Below are 21,437 nucleotides of genomic sequence, written 5' to 3' on the forward strand. Positions count from 1 at the left end.
GGCCGCGCCGCCCCGGGTTCGGGGGCGGCGCGGCCGCGGCATGTTCCGGACGGACGGCGGCTCTCAGGTCTCGCGGATGCGAATGTCGTACTTGCGGATCTTGTCGAACAGCGTGGTCTTGGCAATCATCATGGCTTCTGCGGTCCGGGAGATGTTTCCGTTGTTGCGCTTCAGCTCCTCCTGGATGAGGCTGCGCTCGAAGCTTTCTACGGCGGCCGTCAGCGAGATGGGGCCGGAGCCGGCCTCGCTGCCGGGCCCGGATTTGAGGCCGAGGAGAAAACGTTCCGCCTGATTGCGCAACTCGCGTACGTTGCCCGGCCAGTTATGGGCCATCAGGTCGAGGATTACCTGTTCCCTGATCGGCGGCGGCTCGCGATTGAGGCGCAGGGCAGCCTGATCGACGAAGTGCTCGAACAGCAGCGGAATGTCTTCGCGCCGGTTGCGAAGCGGCGGCAGCTCGATACTGGCGATGTTCAGCCGGAAATGCAGATCGCTGCGGAACTTGCCCTCCACGGAAAGCTGCAGCAGATCGGCCTTGGTGGCGGCGATGACGCGGAAGTCGACGGGAATGACCTTGTTGGAGCCGAGCCGCTCGACGACGCGCTCCTGCAGCACGCGCAGCAGCTTCACCTGCATGGACATCGGCATGCTCTCGATCTCGTCGAGGAACAGCGTCCCCCTGTTGGCGTATTCGACCTTGCCGATGCGCTGCTTGGTCGCGCCGGAGAAAGCCCCGGCCTCGTGGCCGAAGATCTCGCTCTCGAACAGCGTTTCGGGAAGGCCCCCGCAGTTGAGCGCCACGAAAGGTCCCTTGCGGCCGGAAAGATCGTGCAGGTATCGGGCGATCAGCTCCTTGCCGGTGCCGGTCTCACCGAGGATCATGACATCGGTCGGCACAGCCGCCAGTTCCTGAACCAGTTCGCGCAGCTCCACGATCGCCTGCGAGGTGCCGACGATGCGGCTTTCGATGTCGCCCATGGCCGCGAGCTGCCGGCGCAGCCGCCGGACCTCCATCGCCAGCCGCCGCTTCTCCAGCGCCCGCTGCACGACGCTGGCGAAATGCTGCGACGCGAACGGCTTCTCGATGAAATCATAGGCGCCGTCGCGCATCGCCTGCACGGCCGTCGCGATGTCGCCGTGTCCCGTGATCATGATGACGGGCAGATCCGGGTCCTTGTCCTTGAGCTGGGCAAAATAGCTCAGGCCGTCCATGCCCGGCAGGTTGATGTCCGAAACGATGATGCCGGGAAAGTCGCGCATCGGCGCCCTCGGCACATTTTCCACCGCCTCGTAGCCGATGGCCTTGATGTTGTGGAGGGCCAGCGCCTGCAGGCAGCCGAGCCGCACGTCCTCGTCGTCCTCGATCACCAGCACGTCATGATCAAGCATTGTCCTTCTCCGGGGTGTTGGCGAGGGGCATCGTGATCCGGAAAACCGCGCCGCCCGCAGGGCGATTGGCTGCCGTCAGGTCTCCGCCGAAGCGGCGGACAATGTCTTGCGATATGGCGAGCCCGAGGCCGAGGCCGTTCGTTTTCTTGGTTGAGAAAAAGGGCATGAAGAGCTTTTCGATGACCGTTGCGCTAAGCCCGTGACCATTGTCCGCGACCTCGATGACCGCCCGGTTGCCGTCTACCCGGGCGGCGATCCCGATACAAGGCTCGCCGTTCCCCTGCAGCGCATCCATGGCGTTGCTGATGAGGTTGACCAGAACCTGTTCGAGACGCACGGCATCGCCGAGGACCTTGATCGGGGCTTCCGGCCGGCGGACATCGATGCGCACTTTCTCTTTCTGGATGCGGTGATTGAGCAACGCCACGGCGCGTTCGACGGAACGCTCGACATCCACGCTGCCGACCTCCCCATCCGTGCGCCGGGCGAAAGAGCGCAGCTGTCCTGTCAGCACGCCCATGCGGTGGACGAGATCGCAGATGCGCTGGAGGTTGTGGCGCACCGTGCCCAGGTCGTTGAGTTCGAGGAAGCGCACGGCGTTCTCCGACAGGGTGGAAAGCGCCGCCAACGGCTGGTTGATTTCATGCGCCAGCCCCGCCGAGAGCTGGCCGATTACCGCTAGGTTTTCCGTCCGTATCATCTCTTCCTGAAAATCCTTCAGCCGCTGGACGGCCTGTATGCGCTCGGCCACCTCCCGTCGCAGGTCCTCGTTGGCCGCGCGCAGTTGCCGGTTGCGGTCCTCGAACTGATCCTTAAGTCGCGTATAGGCCTCCTGCAGCGCATCGCGCGTCAGCAGACGCTCCCGGATGACCAGTCGCCGCTGATTGAAGATATAGAGGCTCAGGGCGACCACGACGACGATGATCGCGGCGATCGTCGCCGGCAGGGCGGCCTTGCGGGCGATCCCGGAATAGTCGGAAAGGACCGTCAGCGTCATCGAGACGTTCGGCAGGAAGCGTGAGCCCGCAAGGTATGTCCGGGTGCGCGATCCTTCCGTTATCGATACGAACCGGCTGCCGTCGCTCGCCAGGCTGTCCGTTCTCCAGTCGAGAGCTTCCAGAATGTGCCGGTTATACTGCTGCGTCTGGTTGAATTGCTCGATCTTGCCCGGCTCGATCGGCCCGAGGCTGAGATATTTCCAGTCCGCGCGAGAGGAGAGCAGGACGATGTTATTGGTGTCGCTCACCACCATCAGCGGATCGTTGCCGATCAGCCAGTCCTGCTCGATGCGCTCCAGATCGATCTTGACAGCCACCACGCCGACGCGGTGACCGTCCCTCTCCACCGCCGTGGCGAGATAATAGCCGGCAAGATTGTCGGTGGTTCCGATGCCGTAATAGCCTGTCACGCTCCCTTGCCTCGCGATCTGGAAGTAGGGCCGATAGGAGACGTCGCGCCCCACGAAGCTGTTCTTCTCTCCTCCGTTGCTGGCTGCGATCATGGTGCCGCTCGTATCGATCAGGAAGATTCCCACGGTGCCGGCGGCCTCGTTTATCCGGGCAAGATACGCATTCATGTCCGCCACGGCGCCCGCGCGGTCGCGCGAGAGCAGGAACGCACCTGTCTGCTCGTGGGCCGCGATCGCCAGCGGCAGGATGTTGAACTTATCGATTTCATGCTCCAGACGGGCGATCGACTGGCGCAGGCGTTCTTCGCCAAGCACCTTCAGGTCGGCGAACTCCCTGCGCTCCGACCAGACGAAGGTCGCGGCGAAGCAGAGGATCACCAGCAGCGCCGTGACCAGTGCGAATATCAGCGTGCCCCTTCGGCGGTGGCGCAGTATGCACTCCTTCTCGCCGAAGGCGCCCGGGTCCAGCGGATAGTCGTCGAATTGATGGCACGCGATGCTGCAACGTCCCGCATAGCGGCACGGGATCGTCCGCGCGTTGCGTGCGGCGGTATCCTGACCGTCGTTGATCGCTGTTGCCGTCATCGTGGTTCACCTGTCCTGTCCTTTTCAGGCTCTGGCCGCCCGAAGCAGTCCTGGCATATCGCCTGTTTGCGGGAGATCGCATCACCCGTCTTCAGCCGGCGCTCGATCAATATTCAGCAAAACGGATGCCACTCGGGCACGGCGGCCTTCTGCCTTGTTCTGCTGGCTTTTTTCGGGCGACGGCTTCTGCGCGTTCGGATTTCCGACTGTCACGCCGGCGGCGGTGTTCGGAAACCCGAACGATCCTGCTGCCGCGGCACGGACGGAGCCGGGATAAATCCCCGCGTACAATGAATTGAGAAAAACTCCAGCCTTGGCACGGCGCTTGCGACGCCTCCGAAGAAGACATGGCCGACCTCTGTGCGCCTGTCGGTCAACGGAATCGGGGAGTTTCCTTCTCATGTCAGATCGTATTCGCTTGAGCATAGACGGCCGGGAACTGACGGTGGAACCGCCTCTGTCCCTGCTGCAGGCCGCGACGGCGGACGGCACGCCCCTGACCTCCAATGTGGGCTGCATGGGGCAGGGCGTTTGCGGGGCGTGCCGCTGTCTGGTGCGCCGGGAAGGCGAAAGGGAGGTCTCCACAGTGCTGGCCTGCGAAACCAGCGCGGAAAACGGCATGCAGGTCAGCTTCATCGACTATTTCACCCCGCACAGGCCGCATGTTTACGACATTGTCGGCATCACCGATAGCTGGCGCATCGCGGACGCGGTGAGGGATGTCTTTCCCGAGGCGGACCATTGCCGCCATTGCGGCGGATGCGACAGGGCCTGTCCGAAAGGGCTTGAGGTGCAACGCGGCGTGGCGCTGGCGGCGGCCGGCAATCTGGCGGGGGCAGCCGATATCTTCGACCAGTGCGTGATGTGCAATCTCTGCACGCTCGCCTGTCCGGAGCACATCTGGCCGAACCATCTGGGCCTCATGGTGCGCCGCGCCGTGACGGCGCTCGGCCTGCGCCCCTCTGATCTCATCGCGCGGCTGGCCGAAATCGAGCGCGGCCAGCAGCCGATCGATTTCTCCGGCCGGGACGATCACGACGCAGCCGCTGGCGCGGCGCGGAAAGGTTGACATCATGATATCCGCAATCGCTTTCGAGCAGGCGATGGCGTCGCTGGTCCGCGACGCCGATCCGGTGTTGCGTCCCGATCCGCTGTCGCGGGAGGAACTGCTGGAAGCCTATCATCCCGACGCCGGGCCGGAGGCGCGCGTATCGCTCAGGGTTGGTCCCAACAGGGGCGATCCCTGCCATCCTGCGCTGGCGCGCGTCGTGGAAGGCGATGCGCTGATTGGCGACGTCGACCTCGCCGCAATCGCGCCGATGAGCACGGACGTTCTGGTGGTCGGCGGCGGTGGCGCGGGCGCGGCCGCCGCGCTTTCGGCGCGCGCCGCCGGGGCCGAGGTCGTGGTCGCGGCCAAGCTGCGCATCGGCGACAGCAACACGGTGATGGCCGAAGGCGGCATACAGGCGGCTTTGGGAGAAGACGACAGCCTGCAACGCCATTTCGATGACACGATGAGAGGCGGCCACCGTGCGGCCGATCCCGCACTCGTGGCGCGGCTCGCCGGCGACGGGCCGGATGTCGTCCGCTGGCTGATCGGGCTCGGCGTCGATTTCGATCTCGCCGAGGGGGCTGCCCCTGGCGCGCGCCTCATGCGCAAACGCGCCGGCGGCACAACGGCCGCGCGTATCCTGAGTCACCGCGATTTCACCGGTCTGGAGATCATGCGCGTGCTGCGCGAGGCGGTGGAACTCGACCGCGGCGTGACGGTGCTCAACCGGTCTCCCGCCATCGAGTTGCTGTCGGACGAATATGGCCGTTGTGCGGGCGCGGTGCTCTACGATCTCGAACACCGCGTCTTCAAGCTGGTGCGCGCCGGCGCCGTCATACTGGCGACGGGCGGGGCGGGGCGCCTGCACCTGACGGGCTTCGCCACATCGAACCACTATGGGGCGACTGCCGATGGTCTGGCGCTGGCCTATCGCATTGGCGCGCGGCTGCGGGAGGTCGATTCGTTCCAGTATCATCCGACCGGAGTGGCCCATCCGCCGCATCTTGCCGGCGGGCTGATCTCCGAAGCGGTGCGTTCGGTCGGCGCCAGGCTGATCAACGGGCTGGGCGAACGCTTCATCGATGAGCTGGCGCCGCGAGACGTCGTGACAGCCGCCATCCTGCGGGAATGCGCGCAAGGCCGCGGCGTCGGGCGTGACGGATCGGTCGGCGTGTTTCTCGATACGCCGGGGCTGCTGAAAGAGCGGCCGCAACTCCTCGACAAGCAGCTCGTCTCGCTGAAGCACCTTGCTCACCGTTGCGGTGTCGATCCGTGCGTCGATCCGCTGCTCGTCTATCCGACCCTGCATTACCAGAACGGGGGCGTGGCGATCGACGGGAACGGCGCCACCAGCGTCGAGGGCCTTTACTGCGCCGGCGAGGTGGCGGGGGGTGTTCACGGTCGCAACCGCCTGATGGGCAACGCGCTGCTCGACATTTTCGTCTTCGGCAGGCGCGCCGGCGCGGCGGCGGCCGGTCAGGCGGGCACGCCCCTCGCCCACGGGCGGATCGGCCTAGGGCATGTACAGCGGTGGCGGCGTGAACTGACCCGCGCCGGTGTGACCGGCGGGTCGCTCTCTCCCGTTCTTTATCCGGCCTACGGCAATTTCGAACTGCGCAGCCATATGGCGGCTGGTGGAAAAGGTTGAAGATCATGGCAGGGCTCAATTCGGTTCTTCTCGATCCGGCGATCGGGGTTGGCGCGAACCTCGCCGCCTGGACGAGCGCGGGAGGCGGCGAGGGGCTCGCGCGGGCGCTGGACCGACCGCAGGACATCATCCCCACGCTGCGGGCGGCGGACCTGCGGGGCATGGGTGGTGCCGGCTTTCCCACTTGGCGCAAATGGACGGCGGCGGCCGAGATGGCGGACGGCGAGAAGTACGTCGTATGCAACGGCAACGAGGATGAGCCGGGGACGTTCAAGGACCGCTACCTTCTGCGGTGGACGCCACATCAGGTCATCGAAGGCGCGTTGATCGCGGCTGTGGCCATCCGCGCCGGCACAGTGATCTTCTACATCAATCCCCGCCAGGCGGAGGGCATCGAGGCCATGCGCCATGCGGTGGCCGAGTGGACGGACAGCGGCCTGCTGACCGAGGTGGAGCGTGTCGTGGGACGGAATGTGCGGCTGTCGGTGGCGCCGAGTTCAGGGCGCTACATCGGCGGAGAGGAGTCGGCGGTCGTACGCTGGCTGAATGGAAGCTTCCCGTTTCCGCGCCGCAAGCCGCCGTTTCCTTTCGAAAAAGGTGTCAACGACCGCCCGACGCTGATCAACAACACGGAGACCCTCGCCAACGTCCCGCATATCCTGAAGAACGGCGCGGACTGGTACCGCAATCTCGGCATTGGCGGCGCGAGCGGCACCAAGCTGTTCTCCCTCTCGGGGGATGTGCTCGAACCCGGCCTCTATGAATTGCCGATGGGCACCAGTCTCCAGGAACTGATCTTCACCCACGGTGGGGGCATGCTGGGCGGCCGGGCCTTCAAGGCGGTTTTCACCGGCGGGCCGTCCAACACGCTGCTGACGGCGCGCGATCTCGACGTGCCGCTCGATTTCGATTCGGTGCGCAGCCGTCAGTCCCGCCTGGGTACGGGGGCCATGATCGTTATTTCGGAAGGCACCAGCATCGTGCGCAAGGTCGCCGAATATGTCGAGTTCTTCGCCAATGGCTCGTGCGGGCAATGCCCGCCGTGCAAATGCGGCACCTTCCAGATGGCGCGCCTGCTCGACCGCATTGCGACCGGGCGGGGCACGGAGGCGGACAGGCGGGCGCTCGGCCATCTCTGCCTCATCCTGCCGGGCAGCGGGCGGTGCGCGCTGATAGATGGCGCGGTCACGGTGGTGCAAAGCTCCCTCCAGACATTTCCGGAGGAATATGCGACGCCCGGCGTCTGAGCCCGCCGGCATGTCACTTCCCCAATCTTTCGGCACGATGCGATGACGCAAGGGAATGCCTGATATGATCGTTTCTTCTTCCACGGATTACCGGGAAGCCGCACAGCGGCGTTTGCCGCCCTTCCTGTTCCACTATATCGACGGCGGTGCCTATGCGGAACAGACCTTGCGGCGCAACGTCGGGGACCTTTCCGCGCTGGCGCTCCGGCAGCGCGTGCTGAAGAGCGTCGGCGAGGTCGATCTCTCGACGGAGGTGTTCGGCGAGGCGTTCGCCATGCCGGTGGCGCTCGGGCCCGTGGGCCTGACGGGCATGTATGCCCGCCGGGGAGAGGTGCTGGCCGCGCGTGCCGCGGAGGCGAAGGGGCTGCCCTTCACGCTGTCCACCGTTTCCGTCTGCTCCCTGGAGGAAGTGCAGGGCCGCAGCGCACGGCCGATATGGTTCCAGCTTTACGTGCTGAAGGATCGCGGCTTCATGAAGAACGTGCTGGACCGGGCGTGGGCGGCCGGCATCCGTACGCTCGTCTTCACCGTCGACATGCCGGTTCCCGGCGCCCGATACCGCGATGCCCATTCTGGCATGTCGGGGCCGAACGCAGCGGCCCGGCGCCTGCTGCAGGCTTTCACGCATCCCGTTTGGGCCTGCGATGTCGGGCTTCTCGGACGGCCGCACGATCTGGGCAATGTATCGGCCTACCGCAACCGGAAAACCCGGCTGGAGGACTACGTCGGCTGGCTCGGCGCCAACTTCGATCCCTCGATCGGCTGGAGCGACCTGCAATGGATCAGGGATTTCTGGAAGGGCCCGATGATCATCAAGGGAATTCTCGACCCGGAGGACGCGCGCGACGCGGTGCGTTTCGGCGCTGACGGCATCGTCGTGTCGAACCATGGAGGACGCCAGCTCGATGGCGTCCTGTCCAGCGTTCGCGCCCTTCCGGCGATCGCCGACACCGTTGCCGGCGATCTGGCCGTGCTTGCCGACTCGGGCGTGCGCTCGGGCCTCGACGTCGTCCGGATGCTGGCGCAGGGGGCGAACGCCGTTCTTCTCGGCCGCGCTTTCGTATACGCACTGGCGGCGGCCGGCCAGAAAGGGGTCGAGAACCTCCTCGATATCTTCGCCCGCGAAATGCGGGTGGCGATGACGCTTACCGGAGCGCGCTCGATAAGGGAAATAACACGTGACAGCGTCGTGCGCGGGCTGGAGAAACCGGCCTGACCGGACCAGGACGGACGGTTGCCGAGGATGTACGGGCGGGCCGGCGAGAAGCCGGCCTCGTCGTTTGCGGGCAGCCGGCGGCTGGCTCAACCCTGTCCCGAACCGGGCGTGCGGAAAACCGGAAAACGCGCCGGGACCAGTTACGGATTACCGGACAGGATCGGCGGCGGTGAGGCACTAATTCGCGGAAAACCCATGTTTTTCAAATGATTATAACATTGGCATGCGGCTTGCGAACGAAGTCATGCAGAAGAAGTCCCGTTCATCGGGATAGCGATGGCCGAGGGAGAAGCCGGTGTTGATATCGCAAACCGCCAAACCGATACGCAAACAGCCGTTCTATCGGCACCTCTATGCACAGGTGATACTTGCGATCGTCGCGGGCATCACCCTCGGCCATTTCTGGCCCGAGGCGGGAACGGCCATGAAGCCCTTCGGCGACGCCTTCATCAAGCTGGTGAAGATGATCATCGTGCCGGTCATCTTCCTCACCGTATCCACCGGCATCGGCAGCATGAGCGACCTCGGGAAGGTTGGCCGGGTCGTGGGCAAATCCATGGTCTACTTCCTGTTCTTTTCGACCTTGGCGCTGATGATCGGACTTTGTGTCGGCAACATCGCGCAGCCGGGCGCGGGGCTCAACATCGACCCGGCGACGCTCGACGGCGCGGCGGTGCAGGGTTACGCCGACCAGGCCCACGAGAGCACGCTGGTGGGTTTTCTGTTGAGCATCATTCCCAACACCATGATGGGGGCCTTCTCCGAGGGCAACATCCTGCAGGTGCTGTTCATCGCCGTGCTTTTCGGCCTTGCGCTCGCCTCGGCGGGCGAACCGGGGAAACCCGTTCTGGAATTCCTTCAGGCTGTGACGGCGCCTATCTTCAAGCTCGTCTCGATCCTGATGAACGCCGCGCCCATCGGCGCTTTCGGCGGCATGGCCTTTACCGTCGGGCAATACGGTGTCGGTTCGATCGCGAACCTCGTCAAGCTGGTGATCGCGTTTTACTTCACGGCTTTTTTCTTCGTCGTGGTCGTCCTTGGCGCAGTCGCGCGGTTCAACGGCTTTTCGATTTTTTCGCTGCTCCGCTACATCAAGGAGGAACTGCTGGTTGTGCTCGGCACGAGTTCGTCCGAGGCGGCGCTTCCGAGCCTGATGCAGAAGATGGAGGCGGCCGGGGCGACGAAGTCCGTCGTCGGTCTCGTCATCCCCACGGGCTATTCCTTCAATCTCGACGGCACCAACATCTACATGACCATGGCGGTGCTGTTCATCGCGCAGGCGGTCGGGATAGACCTTTCGCTCGGGGAACAGGTCGTGCTGCTGCTCGTGGCCATGCTGAGTTCGAAAGGCGCGGCCGGCATCACGGGCGCGGGTTTCATCACGCTCGCCGCGACGCTTTCAGTCGTGCCCTCCGTCCCGGTCGCGGGCATGGCCCTGATCCTCGGCGTGGATCGCTTCATGTCCGAATGTCGCGCGCTGACGAACCTCGTCGGCAACGCGGTGGCGTGTCTCGTTGTGGCGCGCTGGGAAGGCGAACTGGACGAGGACAGGTTGCGCGCCGCGCTGAGCGGCAACGCAGGGGCCGGCTCTTCCTCTCCGCAGCAGCCGGAGACAGCTTCCGAATGACGACGCATGAATGACGACGCAGGGCGAACGCTTCCAGCGATACGCCCGGCGAAAAATCATCGATCCCCAGACACACATTCAGACACAGGCTGAAGATGGAATTCCGACAGTTACGCGCTTTCGTCGAGGTCATCCGTCAGGGCGGGTTTTCTCACGCCGCCAGGACCGTGCTCGCCACCCAGTCAGCCGTCAGCAAGGCTGTGAGACAGCTTGAGAACGAGATTGGCACGCCGCTGCTCGACCGGATCGGGCACCGCAGCGAACTCACCATAGCCGGGGAGGCGGTCTATCGCCGTGGTGCGAAGCTGCTCGCCGACCGCGACGATCTCCTTGCCGAACTCGATGAAATCCGTGGCCTCAAGCGTGGCGTCCTGAGGCTTGGCCTGTCACCGCTGGGCAGCGGCGCGCTGTTGGCGCCGCTTCTGGCCGTCTATCGTCAGCGTTGTCCGAAAATCGAGATACGGCTCATCGAGCATGACAGCGATCATCTCGAAGAAATTCTGCGAGAGGGCCGCATGGACTTCGCCTGTCTGCCGTTATCGGCTTCGGAAGATCTGGACTGGGAGTCTGTCCGCAGCGAGCCCCTGATGGCGGTATTGCCTGCAAACCATCGTCTTGCCGCCAGGCCGGCGATCTCGCTTGCTGATCTCAGGGATGCGCCATTCATCCTTTTCGACAGCGGCGCCGACCTGCAGCAAACCATCGTTGAAGCCTGCAGAAATTCGGGGTTCGAGCCGAACGTCGTGACGCGCAGCAGCCAGATCGAGTTCATGATCGAACTGGTCGCTGCCGGGCTGGGGGTTGCTGTGCTGCCCCGCCTTGTCGCCTCCGCGAGGTGGAACGTGGCGGTGCGTCATGTCTTGCTCGAAGCGCCCGACATGGAATGGAACATGGCGATCGCCTGGCGACGGGGTACCTATCTTTCGGACGCAGCAAAAATGTGGCTCAGACTGGTACGAGAGGCGCGCGGCGGGCCGGAATGATCGGGCGCCGCGATGTCGGTCAGTCCATCGTCGGTTTCCCCAGGCCAAGCGCCGCGAGGAGGTCAACGGCTTCCGGTTTGCCGATGGCGAATTTCAGCCCGGCCGTCAGCGGCACATTATCCCACCCGAACGTCGCGCGGGCGCCGAGGGCGATCAGGATCGGCCAGGCGGCCATCACGTCCCAGCTTGAATCGCCCATCGCGAGGTAAACGTCGGCCTCTCCGGTCGCGACTTCCATCATCGCCATGGTGGCGGAGTTGCAGGAGCGAATCATCAGCCGCGCGTCGCGCATCAGAAAGCGCAGGACCTCGATCTGCTCATCGACCGGCGCGCCGCTGTCGAGGCCCACGCCGATTGAGCCGCGATCAGGCGCAAAAGGCGTCAATGGTGCCAGGAGTGCGCCATTCAGTGTCGGGGCGCTCCCTTTCCCTCCGGCGAGCGTCGTGCCGCGAACCGGGGCATGGATAACCCCGAGCACGGGGCAGCCGTTTTCAAAAAGGCCGATGGAAACGGCCCACTGATCTCCGCCGCGCACGAAATTGAACGTGCCATCGATCGGATCGACCACCCAGATGCGGCTGCTTCCGCCTGTCTGGCCGCCGCTTTCCTCGCCGAAGAGACCGTCATCGGGAAAGGCCGCGCGCAGCCGGCTGGCGATCAGGCTTTCCACGGCCCTGTCTGCCCCGGTAACGAGGTTGAGATGAGCCTTCGAGGTGACCGGCAGGCTGCCTCGCTTCTCGAAATGATCGAGGGCGAGCCTGCCTGCTTCCTCCGCGATGGCTACAATTCTCTCCAGCATTTTCGTCTCCGTTCGCCCAGGTGCAGGAGGGCCGCGCGACAAGCGCACCCGACAAAAGCTGGCGCCAGTAAGCAGCGTAATCTAACAACCAAATGACAATCATATTATTATTCATACCATATGGGCAATTCTGCCAACATGTTGGAAAAAGCGTCAAACTTGCCGTTTATCGTCGTCTGAAGCGGCTTTGGACAAGCATGCAGCGGTGGCCTGCCGGCGGCGACGACGGAACCGTTCCAGCGTTAATTCAACGAATGCGGATCAGGAAATGACACGGGAATCTTTTGCGACCTACCCAAGCCTCAAGGAAAAAAGTGTTTTCATCACGGGAGGCGGAAGCGGTATCGGCGAAAGCCTCGTCATGCACTTTTCGGCCCAGGGCGCGCGGGTCGCCTTCGTCGACATCGCGGAGGATGCCTCACGGGCCGTTGTCGAGCATGCCGTGGATACCGGCTGCTCGCGACCGCTCTTCATTCACTGCGATTTGCGCGATATCGACGCATTGAGGGCGGCCATCGGCGAAGCCAGCGCCGCGCATGGCGCCATCCGGGTGCTCTGCAACAACGCGGGCAATGACGACCGGCACGCAACGGAAACGGTAGACGTTGCCTATTGGGACGACCGCATGGCTGTGAACGTCCGTCATCAGTTTTTCGCCGCTCAAGCCGTTGTGCCCGGGATGCGGCTGGCGGGTGGGGGCTCGATCATCAACTTCGGCTCCATTACCTGGATCGTCGGCGACCCCGATTGTCCTGCGTATGTCACTGCCAAGGCCGCGATTTATGGCATGACCCGTGCGCTGGCCCGCGAGTTCGGCCCCGCGAACATCCGTGTAAACTGTCTGGTGCCCGGCTGGGTCATGACCGAACGGCAAATGCGGTTATGGGTGAACGAAGCCGGCGAGCGCCAGATCGCGGAACGGCAATGCCTGACGACGCGGTTGCAGCCGTCGGATATTGCCCGCATGGCGCTTTTCCTGGCGGCCGACGACAGCCGTATGTGCACAAGCCAGCAATTCATCGTTGACGGCGGCTGGGTCTGACGGCTGCCCGCCCGTCGCCGCCTTCGTCGACGGCGGCTGTGAAGCGCATCTCAAGCCAGATTGGCGGGGGACCCTATCCATGGTCACTAACAGCCTCCGGAGCGCTTTCCGATCAGATGGAAGCATCTGATCGATCAGAATTCGCTCAAAATAGGGAATCGAAAATCTGTCCTGTTTCAACGTAAACAGGACAGATTCTAGACTCCGCTTCTAGACCCCGCTTCGCGCTCCCAGCCCCCGCTCCACGTCAGCCTCCGCGTTGTCCAGCAGTTCGAGAAGTGCTTCCCGCACTCCCTTGGAGTCGCGCGCCTCGATGCAATCGATCACGCGGCGATGAAGCGGCAGTGATGGGCGTTGCCCGTAGGGATTGGCGTTAGACAGATGAAAACTGATGATAACAGCCGCCTTGGTGAGAGTGCCGAGAGAGCCGATGAGTTCGTTGCCGGTCATTCGCAGGATGAGCTGATGGAACGCCAGATCCGGTTCCGCGAAGCGTTCCCCGTCATCGGCATATTGCTCCATGAGAGCAAAATGTTCTTTCAGTTCAGCGATCTGGGCTGCGCTCGCCCGCTGGGCGGCCAATTCCCCCGCCGCCGGCTCGATCGCGCGCCGCAGTTCGAAAAGCGCGCGCGCATCGGCGATATCGACCGTCGAGCCATAACGCCAGGCGAGAATGTCGGGATCAAGGAAGTTCCACTCGCTGCGGGGGCGAACACGTGTGCCCGTTCGGGGGCGGGACTCGACCATGCCCTTTCCGGCCAGCACCCTGATGACCTCGCGCATGACGGTGCGGCTGACGTTGTGGGCCGCGCTCCAGTCCTCCACATTCGGCAACGGCGCACCGGGCTGCAGTTCACCACGCAGAATACGCTGTCCGAGTTGATTGAGGAGCGATGCGTGCAGGCTCATTCCTGGCAGGTAGGTTGCTCTTGCAGACTGTAAGGGCATGCGCTTGGGTCCGATCGCCTATTAAATAATATGATATCTATCATAATGTAATTTAGCACCCTGACAAACGGAAGATAGTTTTTCACGACGACAAGCGACATGGGCCTCTTGAGCCGCTTCGCACCTCGCTTCCGTGACGTGATTGAATGATATGCCGATGGCGTAGATCTCCTCCCGGTGGCCTGGGCGATGCGTCGTTCGCGTTCGAACAGCCCGCGCTCGTCGAGCTTCCGGCCCCCCTCATGACAACGTGCAGATGGTGGGCTGGAAGATCATATTCAGAAGGGCGCCGTGAGGCGCCCTTCCGGTTGATGACATCCATGCGGATCGTCAGACGAAGAGGAAATCGTCGCTCTGCAGGCTCGCGAGCTGGACGCCCGTGAGCGTCACGGTGTTGTCGGCGTCGAGGGTGAACACCGTGTCGGTGCCCACCTGCCGGGCTGCCGCAATCGCCGTGGCGTAATCCGCGAACACGTCGGTCGAGAACTCAAGGACGTCGGAACTCGCGCCCGTCGTCTTGAAGTCCGTCACCGTGTCCTTGCCGAAGCCGGCCGCAAAAGCGAAGACGTCATGGCCCGAGCCGCCCGTGAGCTTGTCGTCGCCAGCGCCGCCCTCGATCCGGTCCGCGCCCGAACCGCCGTCGACCACGTCGTTGCCCGCGCCGGCGCGGATGACATCGGCGCCGGAGCCGGCGTCGATCACGTCGTTGCCTTCGCCGCCGTCGATCACGTCATCGCCGGAGCCCGCCTTGATCGTGTCATCGCCGAGGCCGCCGTCGATAAGGTCGTCACCCGAACCGCCGTCGATGGTATCGTTGCCTTCGCCGCCCTTGAGCGTGTCGTTGCCGGCTCCGCCCTTCAGCGTGTCGTTGCCCGCGCCGCCGTCGAAGGAGTCGTCACCGTTGCCGCCGTTGATGACGTCGTCACCGGCCCCGAAGAGCAGATTCTCGATGCCGGTGAAGATGTCGGTGCCGATGCCCTCGCCCGAGACGCGGCCAGCGGCGAAGTCGACCGAGACCGGACCCGTCGCCTCGGAGAGGTCGAGCGTGTCGAAGCCCTCACCGCCATTGATGAGGTCATCGCCGGCACCGGCCAGGATGATGTCGTCGCCGGCACCGCCGTTCAGCTGGTCGTTACCCGCCCCGCCGTCGAGGCGGTCGTCGCCGGCGCCGCCGTCGAGCTGATCGTCACCCGCCCCGCCGGCGAGCACGTCGTTGCCCGCGCCGCCGAGAAGCTGATCGTCGCCTTCGCCGCCGTCGAGGCTGTCGTCACCCTCGCCACCGTCGAGCTGGTCATCGCCAGCCCCGCCGAGGAGCGTGTCGCTGCCGATGCCGGCGGCAAGCTGGTCGTCGCCGTCACCGCCATCGAGGCTGTCGTCGCCGTCGCCGCCGACGAGCACATCATCGCCGGTGCCGCCGAGAAGCACGTCGTCGCCCGCGCCGCCGTTGAGGAGGTCGTCGCCCGCGCCGCCGACAAGCCGGTTGGCTTCGTCGTTGCCGATCAGGGTATCGTTGCCCGCACCGCCGATGACGTTCTCGATAGCGACGAGTTCGTCCTCGCCGGTGTCGTCGCCGTGGGCTTCGCCGGCTGTGAGGTCAACCGTCACGCCCGCCGTGTCGGCCGAGTAGTCGGCCGTGTCGATGTCTTCGCCGCCATCGAGCAGGTCGTCGCCTTCGCCGCCGGCGAGCACGTCATCGCCGTCGCCGCCGAGAAGTACGTCGTCGCCCGCGCCGCCCTTCAGGGTATCGTTGCCTTCGCCGCCGTCGAGGCTGTCATCGCCTTCGCCGCCGTCAAGGATGTCGTCGCCGGCAAGCCCCAGAATGGTGTCGTCGCCGTCGCCGCCATGGAGGGCATCGATACCGACGGTGCCCGTCAGCTCGTCGTCGCCCGTCGTGGCATCGGTGCTCGTCGTGCTGTTGACGAGCGTCACGCTTGCGCCTTCTTCGGCGACGATGCGCGCATCGTCACCGTTTGCCCCCAGAATGACGAGGCCTTCGAGAACCACGCTGCCGGCGGTCACATGGATCACGGGCGAGTCGCCGCTGCCCTGGATCGTGATGTCGGCCTTGCCGTCACCGTCGATGTCGCCGTTGATCGTGAGGTTCTTGGCGATCGCCAGCTCAGCCTCGTCAAGGGTAATGACCTTGCCGGCCAGGAAAGCGTCGAAGGTGATCACGTCGCCGGGATTGGCATTGGTGATTGCTTCGCGCAGTGAAATCGTGAAGTCGTAATTGTTGTCGCTCTCGCCGTTCGTGTTGACGGTCCAGGTGTGATACGGCGCGACTTCCGGAAGGGACGGGTCACGGTCGAGCGTGTAGTCGAACAGGCGCGTATAGGTGTAGACGTTCTCGTCGCCATCCGGCTCGACGATCATTTCCACCACAATATGCAGGCTGCCGTCGGCCCGCTGCACGATCTCGATCCCTTCGACCTCGTAATCGGCGTCCTCGGGAACGGGAAGCTGGAACAGTTCCTCGACGTGGCCGGTTGCCAGATCGACGCTATAGACCGAACGGGTGTTGTTGTCCGCGGCCATGTAGAGCTTGCCGTCATGGACCTTGGCGCCCTGGACGTTCTTGAGGCTCTGGTCCATCTCAAGCGTACCGACGAAGCTCCAGTCGCTGAGATTGTAGATGTTGATGGTGTTGCCGTTCCGCCATTCCTTGCCGTAGCCGACGCCGTTTTCGCCATCGACGGCGACGAACGTCGCGACGTCGTTGCGCAGGTTGGTCGGCGCACCGTAGAGCGCGTGAAGCTGGCCGGTATAGCTGAGGTCGGAGGCGTTGAAGACGGCGACGTAACCGTTCTGGTAGCCTCCGGCCGCGCTGTCCAAGGCTACGTAAATATGTCCGTTATAATAGTCGATGTCCCCGATATGATCGAGGCCCATGTCATAGAGTTCCCGCGGAATGCCGGTGGAGATCTCCTCGGTTACCGGATTGAGCGAGCCGGTGGTCTGCAGGAATTCGAGGTTCTCCGTCAGGCGCGCCATGCCGTGCTGCCAGGTGGCAATCCATTCATTGGCATCGCCGTTCCAGACCAGGCCCTGGGTGAAACGAAGCCCGGCAAGATCGTCGACGTAGTTCATGTCGGTGAAGCCATCGAGGCTCCACGCGGAAGAGGTAGCAGCGTTTTCTGTCACGGAAGTGGTCATTTGTCGTTCCTTAACGCAAGGCGATCAGAAGCTTGCATCAGCCCCCGCTCCCGAAAGAGCGGCGTTGAAAAACCTGCCCGCGGGGAAGGGCCGCAGGCGAATTGTCCCGGGAATGACGGCTATCGGCGCGCTCTCCAGTCGTCGGCGTTTCATTTGCCACCCGGAGGTGACGCGGAGATGACAATTCCTAATATGATATTATTATTTGCCAAACGTATCTATTGCTGAGGACGGCCGAGCGTTTTTTTCATCCTGCCAACCTGGTTTCCCTTGGCGCCGAATGCGGTCGATGCCGGTCGTATCGGCGAGGACCGGCGACGCAGCGGGCGCGGAAATCACCGGTCAGCCGACTTGGCGAGGTTTTGTCAGGGGGCTTTATGGCAAACTCATATCCCGGCGCCACGGCCGCCTCGCGCTTGCGGCAGCGGACACCTTCAGGCAGTCAAGCCCGTGGGGCGCTTGAGCAAAGCCCACACGCGAGCAGTCGAAGACCGGGAGTGTTGGTATAAGCTCACGCTTCCGGGGAAAGCAGTGTTCCAGGTTACGACGATACAGAAATTGAAACTCTTCCCCACTCAACCATAAAAAGCATAGCCAATCAGGATACGCAGACACGGTATCACGATATATGAATCTTAGCCTGTTCGAGAGCGTGGCCATCAGGCAAAAGATATCCAAATATTATGCATCTGCCGTGTATCGGATACCCGGATGCCTGTGTCTTGCGCAGATATTACGTCGCTATTGCAGCAATAAGCCTGGACTATTTGTGGCGTGGCGAGTGCTCGCGGATACTTTTGACATAAACGCGGCCCGTCTCACGATGCGGATGGCCTGCTAATGATCGAAGACGCAATAAACGTCTGAAACAAAGGGGAAGTCTCGGATGAAACGCATTCTTGCCTCTGTACTCGTCAGTCTCGTTGCACTCGGAGGCGTTGTCGGAGGAGCCGTGGCCGACCCGGTCCGCGGCGGGCGCGCCAATGTCGTGATCCAGCCTGAGCCGCCCAGCCTGATGCTGGGGCTGTTCCAGAACACCCCCACCCAGATGGTTGCGGGGAATATCTATGAAGGCCTGCTGCGCTACGATACGAAATTGAACGCGATGCCGTCGCTGGCCCGTAGCTGGACTGTTTCAGAGGATGGCCTGACCTACACCTTCTCCCTGCAGGAGGGCGTGAAATGGCATGATGGCAAGCCCTTCACCGCGGCGGACGTGGTGTTCTCGGCGGACGTCTTCCTGCGCGAGCGGCACCCCCGCTTCCGCGCCGTGCTGGCTCATGTCGAGGCTATCACGGCACCGGACGACAACACCGTGGTCTTCAAACTGAAGAGCGCCTTCGGCCCCTTCCTCAATGCCTTCGAGGTCGGCTCGATGCCGATCGTGCCGAAGCACATCTACGAAGGCACCGATTTCAACGCGAATCCCGCAAATAACAGGCCGATCGGCACCGGCCCCTTCAAGTTCGCCGAATGGGTCAAGGGTTCCTACATCAAGCTGGTCAGGAATGACGAGTACTGGGATAAGGGAAAGCCTTATCTGGATGAAGTATATTGGCACGTGATTCCGGATGCGGCCTCGCGCGCCGTGGCCTTCGAGACCGGCAAGGTCGATATCCTTCCCGGTGGCGCAATCGAGAACTTCGATGTGCCGCGCGTGTCGGCGCTGGACAACACCTGCATCACCGAAGCCGGCTGGGAGTTCTTCGGCCCGCAGTCGTGGGTGTGGCTGAACAATCGCCGGGGGCCGACCGCCAGCAAGGAATTCCGGCAGGCGCTGATGTATGCGATTGACCGCGACTTCATCCGCGACGCCCTGTGGAACGGCATCGGCAAGGTCTCTACCGGGCCGTTCGCGCAGTCGACGAAGTATTACGACGGCTCCATAGCGCCTTATTCCTACGATCCGAAAAAGGCGCGGGAGCTGGTCGCGGCGTCCGGCTACAAGGGCGAAGTCCTGAACTTCGTTCCCATGCCCTATGGCGAGACCTGGCAGCGCGTGGCCGAGGTCATCCGGCAGAACCTCGCCGACGTCGGCGTGAACGTCGAACTCGTGGCGACGGATGTGGCCGGCTGGAACAAACGGCTGTCGGACTGGGACTTCGATCTGGCGACCACCTATCTCTACCAGTATGGCGACCCGGCGCTCGGCGTGTCGCGTACCTATGTCTCCGACAACATCGCCAAGGGGTCGCCCTGGAACAACGTCGAGGGCTACGCCAATCCAGAGGTTGACGCTCTCTTCGGGAAGGGCGCGGGCACCATCGATCAGGGGCAGCGCAGCGCGGCCTACACCGAGGTCCAGAAGAAGCTCGTCGAGGACGTGCCCGTCGCCTGGCTTCTGGACATGAGCTTTCCCACGATCACCCGCTGCAACGTCAAGGACCTGGTCACCACCGGCATCGGCCTGAACGACGGCTTCAAGAACGCCTACATCGAGAAGTGACCCGATGGCCCCGGCGGCAGGGCTGCCGGGGCATCCCGTTTCCGGTCCGAGGTTTTCCAAGATGAAGATCATCACCCGCATCGCCGGGCGAGCGGCCAAGGCTGCCATCGTGCTGCTGGCCATTCTTGTCCTGAATTTTCTGCTGATCCATGCCGCGCCCGGCGATCCGGCCACTGTCATGGCGGGTGAGGCGGGCGCCACGGATGCGCTTTTTCTGCAGCAACTGCGCGAGAAGTTCGGCCTGGATCAGCCGCTTTATATACAGCTATGGACTTATGTGGCCGATGTCGCGCGGCTCGATCTGGGCTTTTCCTATCGCCAGCAGATGCCGGTGCTCGACCTGATCCTCGACCGGCTGCCGGCGACGCTGCTGCTGACGGGCACCGCATTCGTCATATCGATCATCGTCGGCGTTCTGGCGGGCGTGGTCGCCGCCTCCCGTGCCGGCACGTGGTTCGACACGCTCATCTCGACGCTGGCGCTGCTTTTCTACGCCACGCCGCTCTTCTGGGCCGCTCTGATGGGCGTGCTGCTGTTTTCGGTGGCGCTCGGCTGGCTGCCGCCGTTCGGCTTCCAGACAGTGGGCGCGGACTACACGGGCATGGCGAAGGTGCTGGATATAGCGCGGCATCTGGCGTTGCCGGCGATCTCGCTCGGGCTGTTCTTCACGGCGGTCTATTCGCGGATGACGCGCGCCTCGATGCTGGAAGTCTCACAGATGGATTTCGTCAAGACGGCGCGCGCCAAGGGGTTGTCGCCGTCGGTCATCCAGCGCCGCCACATCCTGCGCAACGCGCTGCTGCCGATCGTGACCCTCGCCGGCCTTCAGGCGGGGCAGCTTGTCGGCGGCGCGGTGCTGACGGAGACAGTCTTCGCCTGGCCCGGCATCGGGCGGCTGATGTTCGAGGCCCTGACGCAACGTGACTACAACGTGCTTCTGGGCGTGTTCTTCGTCTCGGCCGCGATGGTGATCCTGTTCAACGTGATCACCGACGTCATCTACGGGATCGTCGATCCCCGTATCCGCGCTCAGTAATGGAGGCTGCTATGAAAGATTTCTGGCGCCGGTATTCGAGCAACCGTGGCGGGGTCGTGGGTGCCTTGCTGCTCGTTCTGGTGGTGGCGCTCGCCATCGCCGCGCCATTGCTGTTCCCGGGGAGCCCGTGGAAGATGGTGCAGCGGCCCTTCCTGCCGCCCTTCGAGAGCAGCGCGCTCCTGCTCGGCACCGATACCGTGGGGCGGAATGTCGCTGCCGGGCTGGCGCACGGCGCGCGGGTTTCGCTGCTGGTCGGCCTGGTCTCCACTTTCGCGGCGCTGTTGATCGGCATCCCCGTCGGCGCGCTGGCCGGCTATTTCGGTGGCTGGGTCGACGATGTGCTGATGCGCATCACGGAGTTCTTCCAGACCGTGCCGAGCTTTGCGCTGGCCATCGTGATCGTGGCAATCTTCCAGCCTTCGGTCGTGTCGATCACGCTGGCCATCGCCGTCGTGTCCTGGCCGCCGGTGGCGCGTCTGGTGCGGGGCGAGGTGATGTCGCTGCGCCGGCGCGAATACGTCGAGGCCGCTATCCTTCAGGGGCTGTCCGCCCGCTCGATCATCCTGGGGCAGGTGCTGCCGAATGCGGTCTCGCCCATCATCGTGATGGCCTCGCTGATGGTGGCGAGCGCGATCCTGCTGGAAAGCTCGCTGTCGTTTCTGGGCCTGGGCGATCCGAACATGATGTCCTGGGGATACATGATCGGCGCCGCGCGCACCGTGATCCGCAATGCCTGGTGGCTTTCCGTCTTCCCGGGTGTGGCCATCGTCATCACCGTGCTGGCGCTGAACCTCATTGGCGAGAGCCTGAACGACGCCCTGAATCCGCGCCTGTCGCGCCGCCGGTCGTGAGGAGATCA

Annotated in this window: 15 protein-coding genes; 10 read left to right on the plus strand and 5 right to left on the minus strand. The window is 63.7% G+C overall.

Features of this window, described 5'->3' with window-relative positions; genetic code table 11:
• Positions 1–63: 63 nt before the first annotated feature.
• Both ACFFJ7_RS00470 and ACFFJ7_RS00475 read right to left on the minus strand, forming a co-directional pair.
• Positions 64–1,389, minus strand: coding sequence for a sigma-54-dependent transcriptional regulator (locus tag ACFFJ7_RS00470; protein ID WP_166953637.1), 1,326 nt, complete (start codon positions 1,387–1,389; stop codon positions 64–66).
• A complete protein-coding gene (locus tag ACFFJ7_RS00475; RefSeq protein WP_166953639.1) occupies positions 1,382–3,382 on the minus strand; it encodes a sensor histidine kinase in 2,001 nt (666 codons plus the stop codon). Before ACFFJ7_RS00475 ends, ACFFJ7_RS00470 begins: the two co-directional genes overlap by 8 nt.
• 400 nt (positions 3,383–3,782) lie before the next feature.
• Between ACFFJ7_RS00475 and ACFFJ7_RS00480 the strand changes: the two genes are divergently transcribed.
• The 6 genes from ACFFJ7_RS00480 (at position 3,783) to ACFFJ7_RS00505 (ending at position 11,154) form a co-directional block, all read left to right on the plus strand.
• Positions 3,783–4,451, plus strand: a complete 669-nt coding sequence (locus tag ACFFJ7_RS00480) for a 4Fe-4S dicluster domain-containing protein (RefSeq protein ID WP_377590193.1) — start codon at positions 3,783–3,785, stop codon at positions 4,449–4,451.
• Positions 4,452–4,455: 4 nt separating this feature from the next.
• The gene (locus ACFFJ7_RS00485; RefSeq protein WP_377590195.1) at positions 4,456–6,081 is read left to right on the plus strand and encodes an FAD-binding protein; all 1,626 of its coding nucleotides are present in this window, start codon (positions 4,456–4,458) and stop codon (positions 6,079–6,081) included.
• Between the two features lie 5 nt (positions 6,082–6,086).
• Positions 6,087–7,328, plus strand: a complete 1,242-nt coding sequence (locus ACFFJ7_RS00490; RefSeq protein WP_377590197.1) for a complex I 51 kDa subunit family protein — start codon at positions 6,087–6,089, stop codon at positions 7,326–7,328.
• A gap of 64 nt (positions 7,329–7,392) precedes the next feature.
• Entirely contained in the window at positions 7,393–8,544 is a 1,152-nt protein-coding gene (gene lldD, locus ACFFJ7_RS00495) for an FMN-dependent L-lactate dehydrogenase LldD (RefSeq protein WP_377590200.1), read from the plus strand.
• 295 nt (positions 8,545–8,839) lie between these two features.
• Positions 8,840–10,171, plus strand: a complete 1,332-nt coding sequence (locus tag ACFFJ7_RS00500) for a dicarboxylate/amino acid:cation symporter (RefSeq protein ID WP_377590202.1) — start codon at positions 8,840–8,842, stop codon at positions 10,169–10,171.
• Between the two features lie 95 nt (positions 10,172–10,266).
• Entirely contained in the window at positions 10,267–11,154 is an 888-nt protein-coding gene (locus ACFFJ7_RS00505; RefSeq protein ID WP_377590204.1) for a LysR family transcriptional regulator, read from the plus strand.
• Positions 11,155–11,173: 19 nt separating this feature from the next.
• On the opposite strand, the gene ACFFJ7_RS00510 is transcribed toward ACFFJ7_RS00505, so the two are convergent.
• Complete coding sequence (locus tag ACFFJ7_RS00510; protein WP_377590206.1) at positions 11,174–11,953, minus strand: inositol monophosphatase family protein; 780 nt, start codon at positions 11,951–11,953, stop codon at positions 11,174–11,176.
• Positions 11,954–12,221: 268 nt separating this feature from the next.
• On the opposite strand from ACFFJ7_RS00510, the gene ACFFJ7_RS00515 reads away from it, so the two are divergent.
• A complete protein-coding gene (locus ACFFJ7_RS00515; RefSeq protein ID WP_377590706.1) occupies positions 12,222–12,995 on the plus strand; it encodes an SDR family NAD(P)-dependent oxidoreductase in 774 nt (257 codons plus the stop codon).
• A 210-nt stretch (positions 12,996–13,205) separates the two neighbouring features.
• Here the strand turns inward: ACFFJ7_RS00515 and ACFFJ7_RS00520 are convergent, their stop codons facing one another.
• Together ACFFJ7_RS00520 and ACFFJ7_RS00525 are read right to left on the minus strand one after the other, a co-directional pair.
• Positions 13,206–13,904: a FadR/GntR family transcriptional regulator gene (locus ACFFJ7_RS00520; protein ID WP_377590208.1), complete on the minus strand. Its 699-nt coding sequence runs from the start codon at positions 13,902–13,904 to the stop codon at positions 13,206–13,208.
• Between the two features lie 369 nt (positions 13,905–14,273).
• Positions 14,274–17,096 (minus strand): calcium-binding protein, encoded by a 2,823-nt coding sequence (locus ACFFJ7_RS00525; RefSeq protein ID WP_377590210.1) that lies wholly within the window; start codon positions 17,094–17,096, stop codon positions 14,274–14,276.
• Between the two features lie 886 nt (positions 17,097–17,982).
• Between ACFFJ7_RS00525 and ACFFJ7_RS00530 the strand changes: the two genes are divergently transcribed.
• The 3 genes from ACFFJ7_RS00530 (at position 17,983) to ACFFJ7_RS00540 (ending at position 21,429) form a co-directional block, all read left to right on the plus strand.
• Positions 17,983–19,542, plus strand: a complete 1,560-nt coding sequence (locus tag ACFFJ7_RS00530) for an ABC transporter substrate-binding protein (RefSeq protein WP_166953656.1) — start codon at positions 17,983–17,985, stop codon at positions 19,540–19,542.
• Positions 19,543–19,603: 61 nt separating this feature from the next.
• On the plus strand, positions 19,604–20,578 hold the full coding sequence (locus ACFFJ7_RS00535) for an ABC transporter permease (protein WP_166953658.1): 975 nt from the start codon (positions 19,604–19,606) through the stop codon (positions 20,576–20,578).
• An 11-nt stretch (positions 20,579–20,589) separates the two neighbouring features.
• Positions 20,590–21,429, plus strand: coding sequence for an ABC transporter permease (locus ACFFJ7_RS00540; RefSeq protein WP_377590213.1), 840 nt, complete (start codon positions 20,590–20,592; stop codon positions 21,427–21,429).
• Positions 21,430–21,437: the final 8 nt, after the last annotated feature.

Source organism: Pseudochelatococcus lubricantis (genome assembly GCF_042432495.1).
GTDB lineage: Bacteria > Pseudomonadota > Alphaproteobacteria > Rhizobiales > Beijerinckiaceae > Pseudochelatococcus > Pseudochelatococcus lubricantis.

What these genes read in the sequence shown, in the direction of transcription:
- ACFFJ7_RS00540 (WP_377590213.1), top strand. Translation starts at nt 20,590, where the DNA reads ATGAAAGATTTCTGGCGCCGGTATTCGAGCAACCGTGGCGGGGTCGTG.
- ACFFJ7_RS00535 (WP_166953658.1), top strand. Translation starts at nt 19,604, where the DNA reads ATGAAGATCATCACCCGCATCGCCGGGCGAGCGGCCAAGGCTGCCATC.
- ACFFJ7_RS00490 (WP_377590197.1), top strand. Translation starts at nt 6,087, where the DNA reads ATGGCAGGGCTCAATTCGGTTCTTCTCGATCCGGCGATCGGGGTTGGC.
- ACFFJ7_RS00520 (WP_377590208.1), bottom strand. Translation starts at nt 13,904, where the DNA reads ATGAGCCTGCACGCATCGCTCCTCAATCAACTCGGACAGCGTATTCTG.
- lldD (WP_377590200.1), top strand. Translation starts at nt 7,393, where the DNA reads ATGATCGTTTCTTCTTCCACGGATTACCGGGAAGCCGCACAGCGGCGT.
- ACFFJ7_RS00505 (WP_377590204.1), top strand. Translation starts at nt 10,267, where the DNA reads ATGGAATTCCGACAGTTACGCGCTTTCGTCGAGGTCATCCGTCAGGGC.
- ACFFJ7_RS00515 (WP_377590706.1), top strand. Translation starts at nt 12,222, where the DNA reads ATGACACGGGAATCTTTTGCGACCTACCCAAGCCTCAAGGAAAAAAGT.
- ACFFJ7_RS00485 (WP_377590195.1), top strand. Translation starts at nt 4,456, where the DNA reads ATGATATCCGCAATCGCTTTCGAGCAGGCGATGGCGTCGCTGGTCCGC.
- ACFFJ7_RS00470 (WP_166953637.1), bottom strand. Translation starts at nt 1,389, where the DNA reads ATGCTTGATCATGACGTGCTGGTGATCGAGGACGACGAGGACGTGCGG.
- ACFFJ7_RS00525 (WP_377590210.1), bottom strand. Translation starts at nt 17,096, where the DNA reads ATGACCACTTCCGTGACAGAAAACGCTGCTACCTCTTCCGCGTGGAGC.
- ACFFJ7_RS00475 (WP_166953639.1), bottom strand. Translation starts at nt 3,382, where the DNA reads ATGACGGCAACAGCGATCAACGACGGTCAGGATACCGCCGCACGCAAC.
- ACFFJ7_RS00480 (WP_377590193.1), top strand. Translation starts at nt 3,783, where the DNA reads ATGTCAGATCGTATTCGCTTGAGCATAGACGGCCGGGAACTGACGGTG.
- ACFFJ7_RS00530 (WP_166953656.1), top strand. Translation starts at nt 17,983, where the DNA reads ATGAAACGCATTCTTGCCTCTGTACTCGTCAGTCTCGTTGCACTCGGA.
- ACFFJ7_RS00510 (WP_377590206.1), bottom strand. Translation starts at nt 11,953, where the DNA reads ATGCTGGAGAGAATTGTAGCCATCGCGGAGGAAGCAGGCAGGCTCGCC.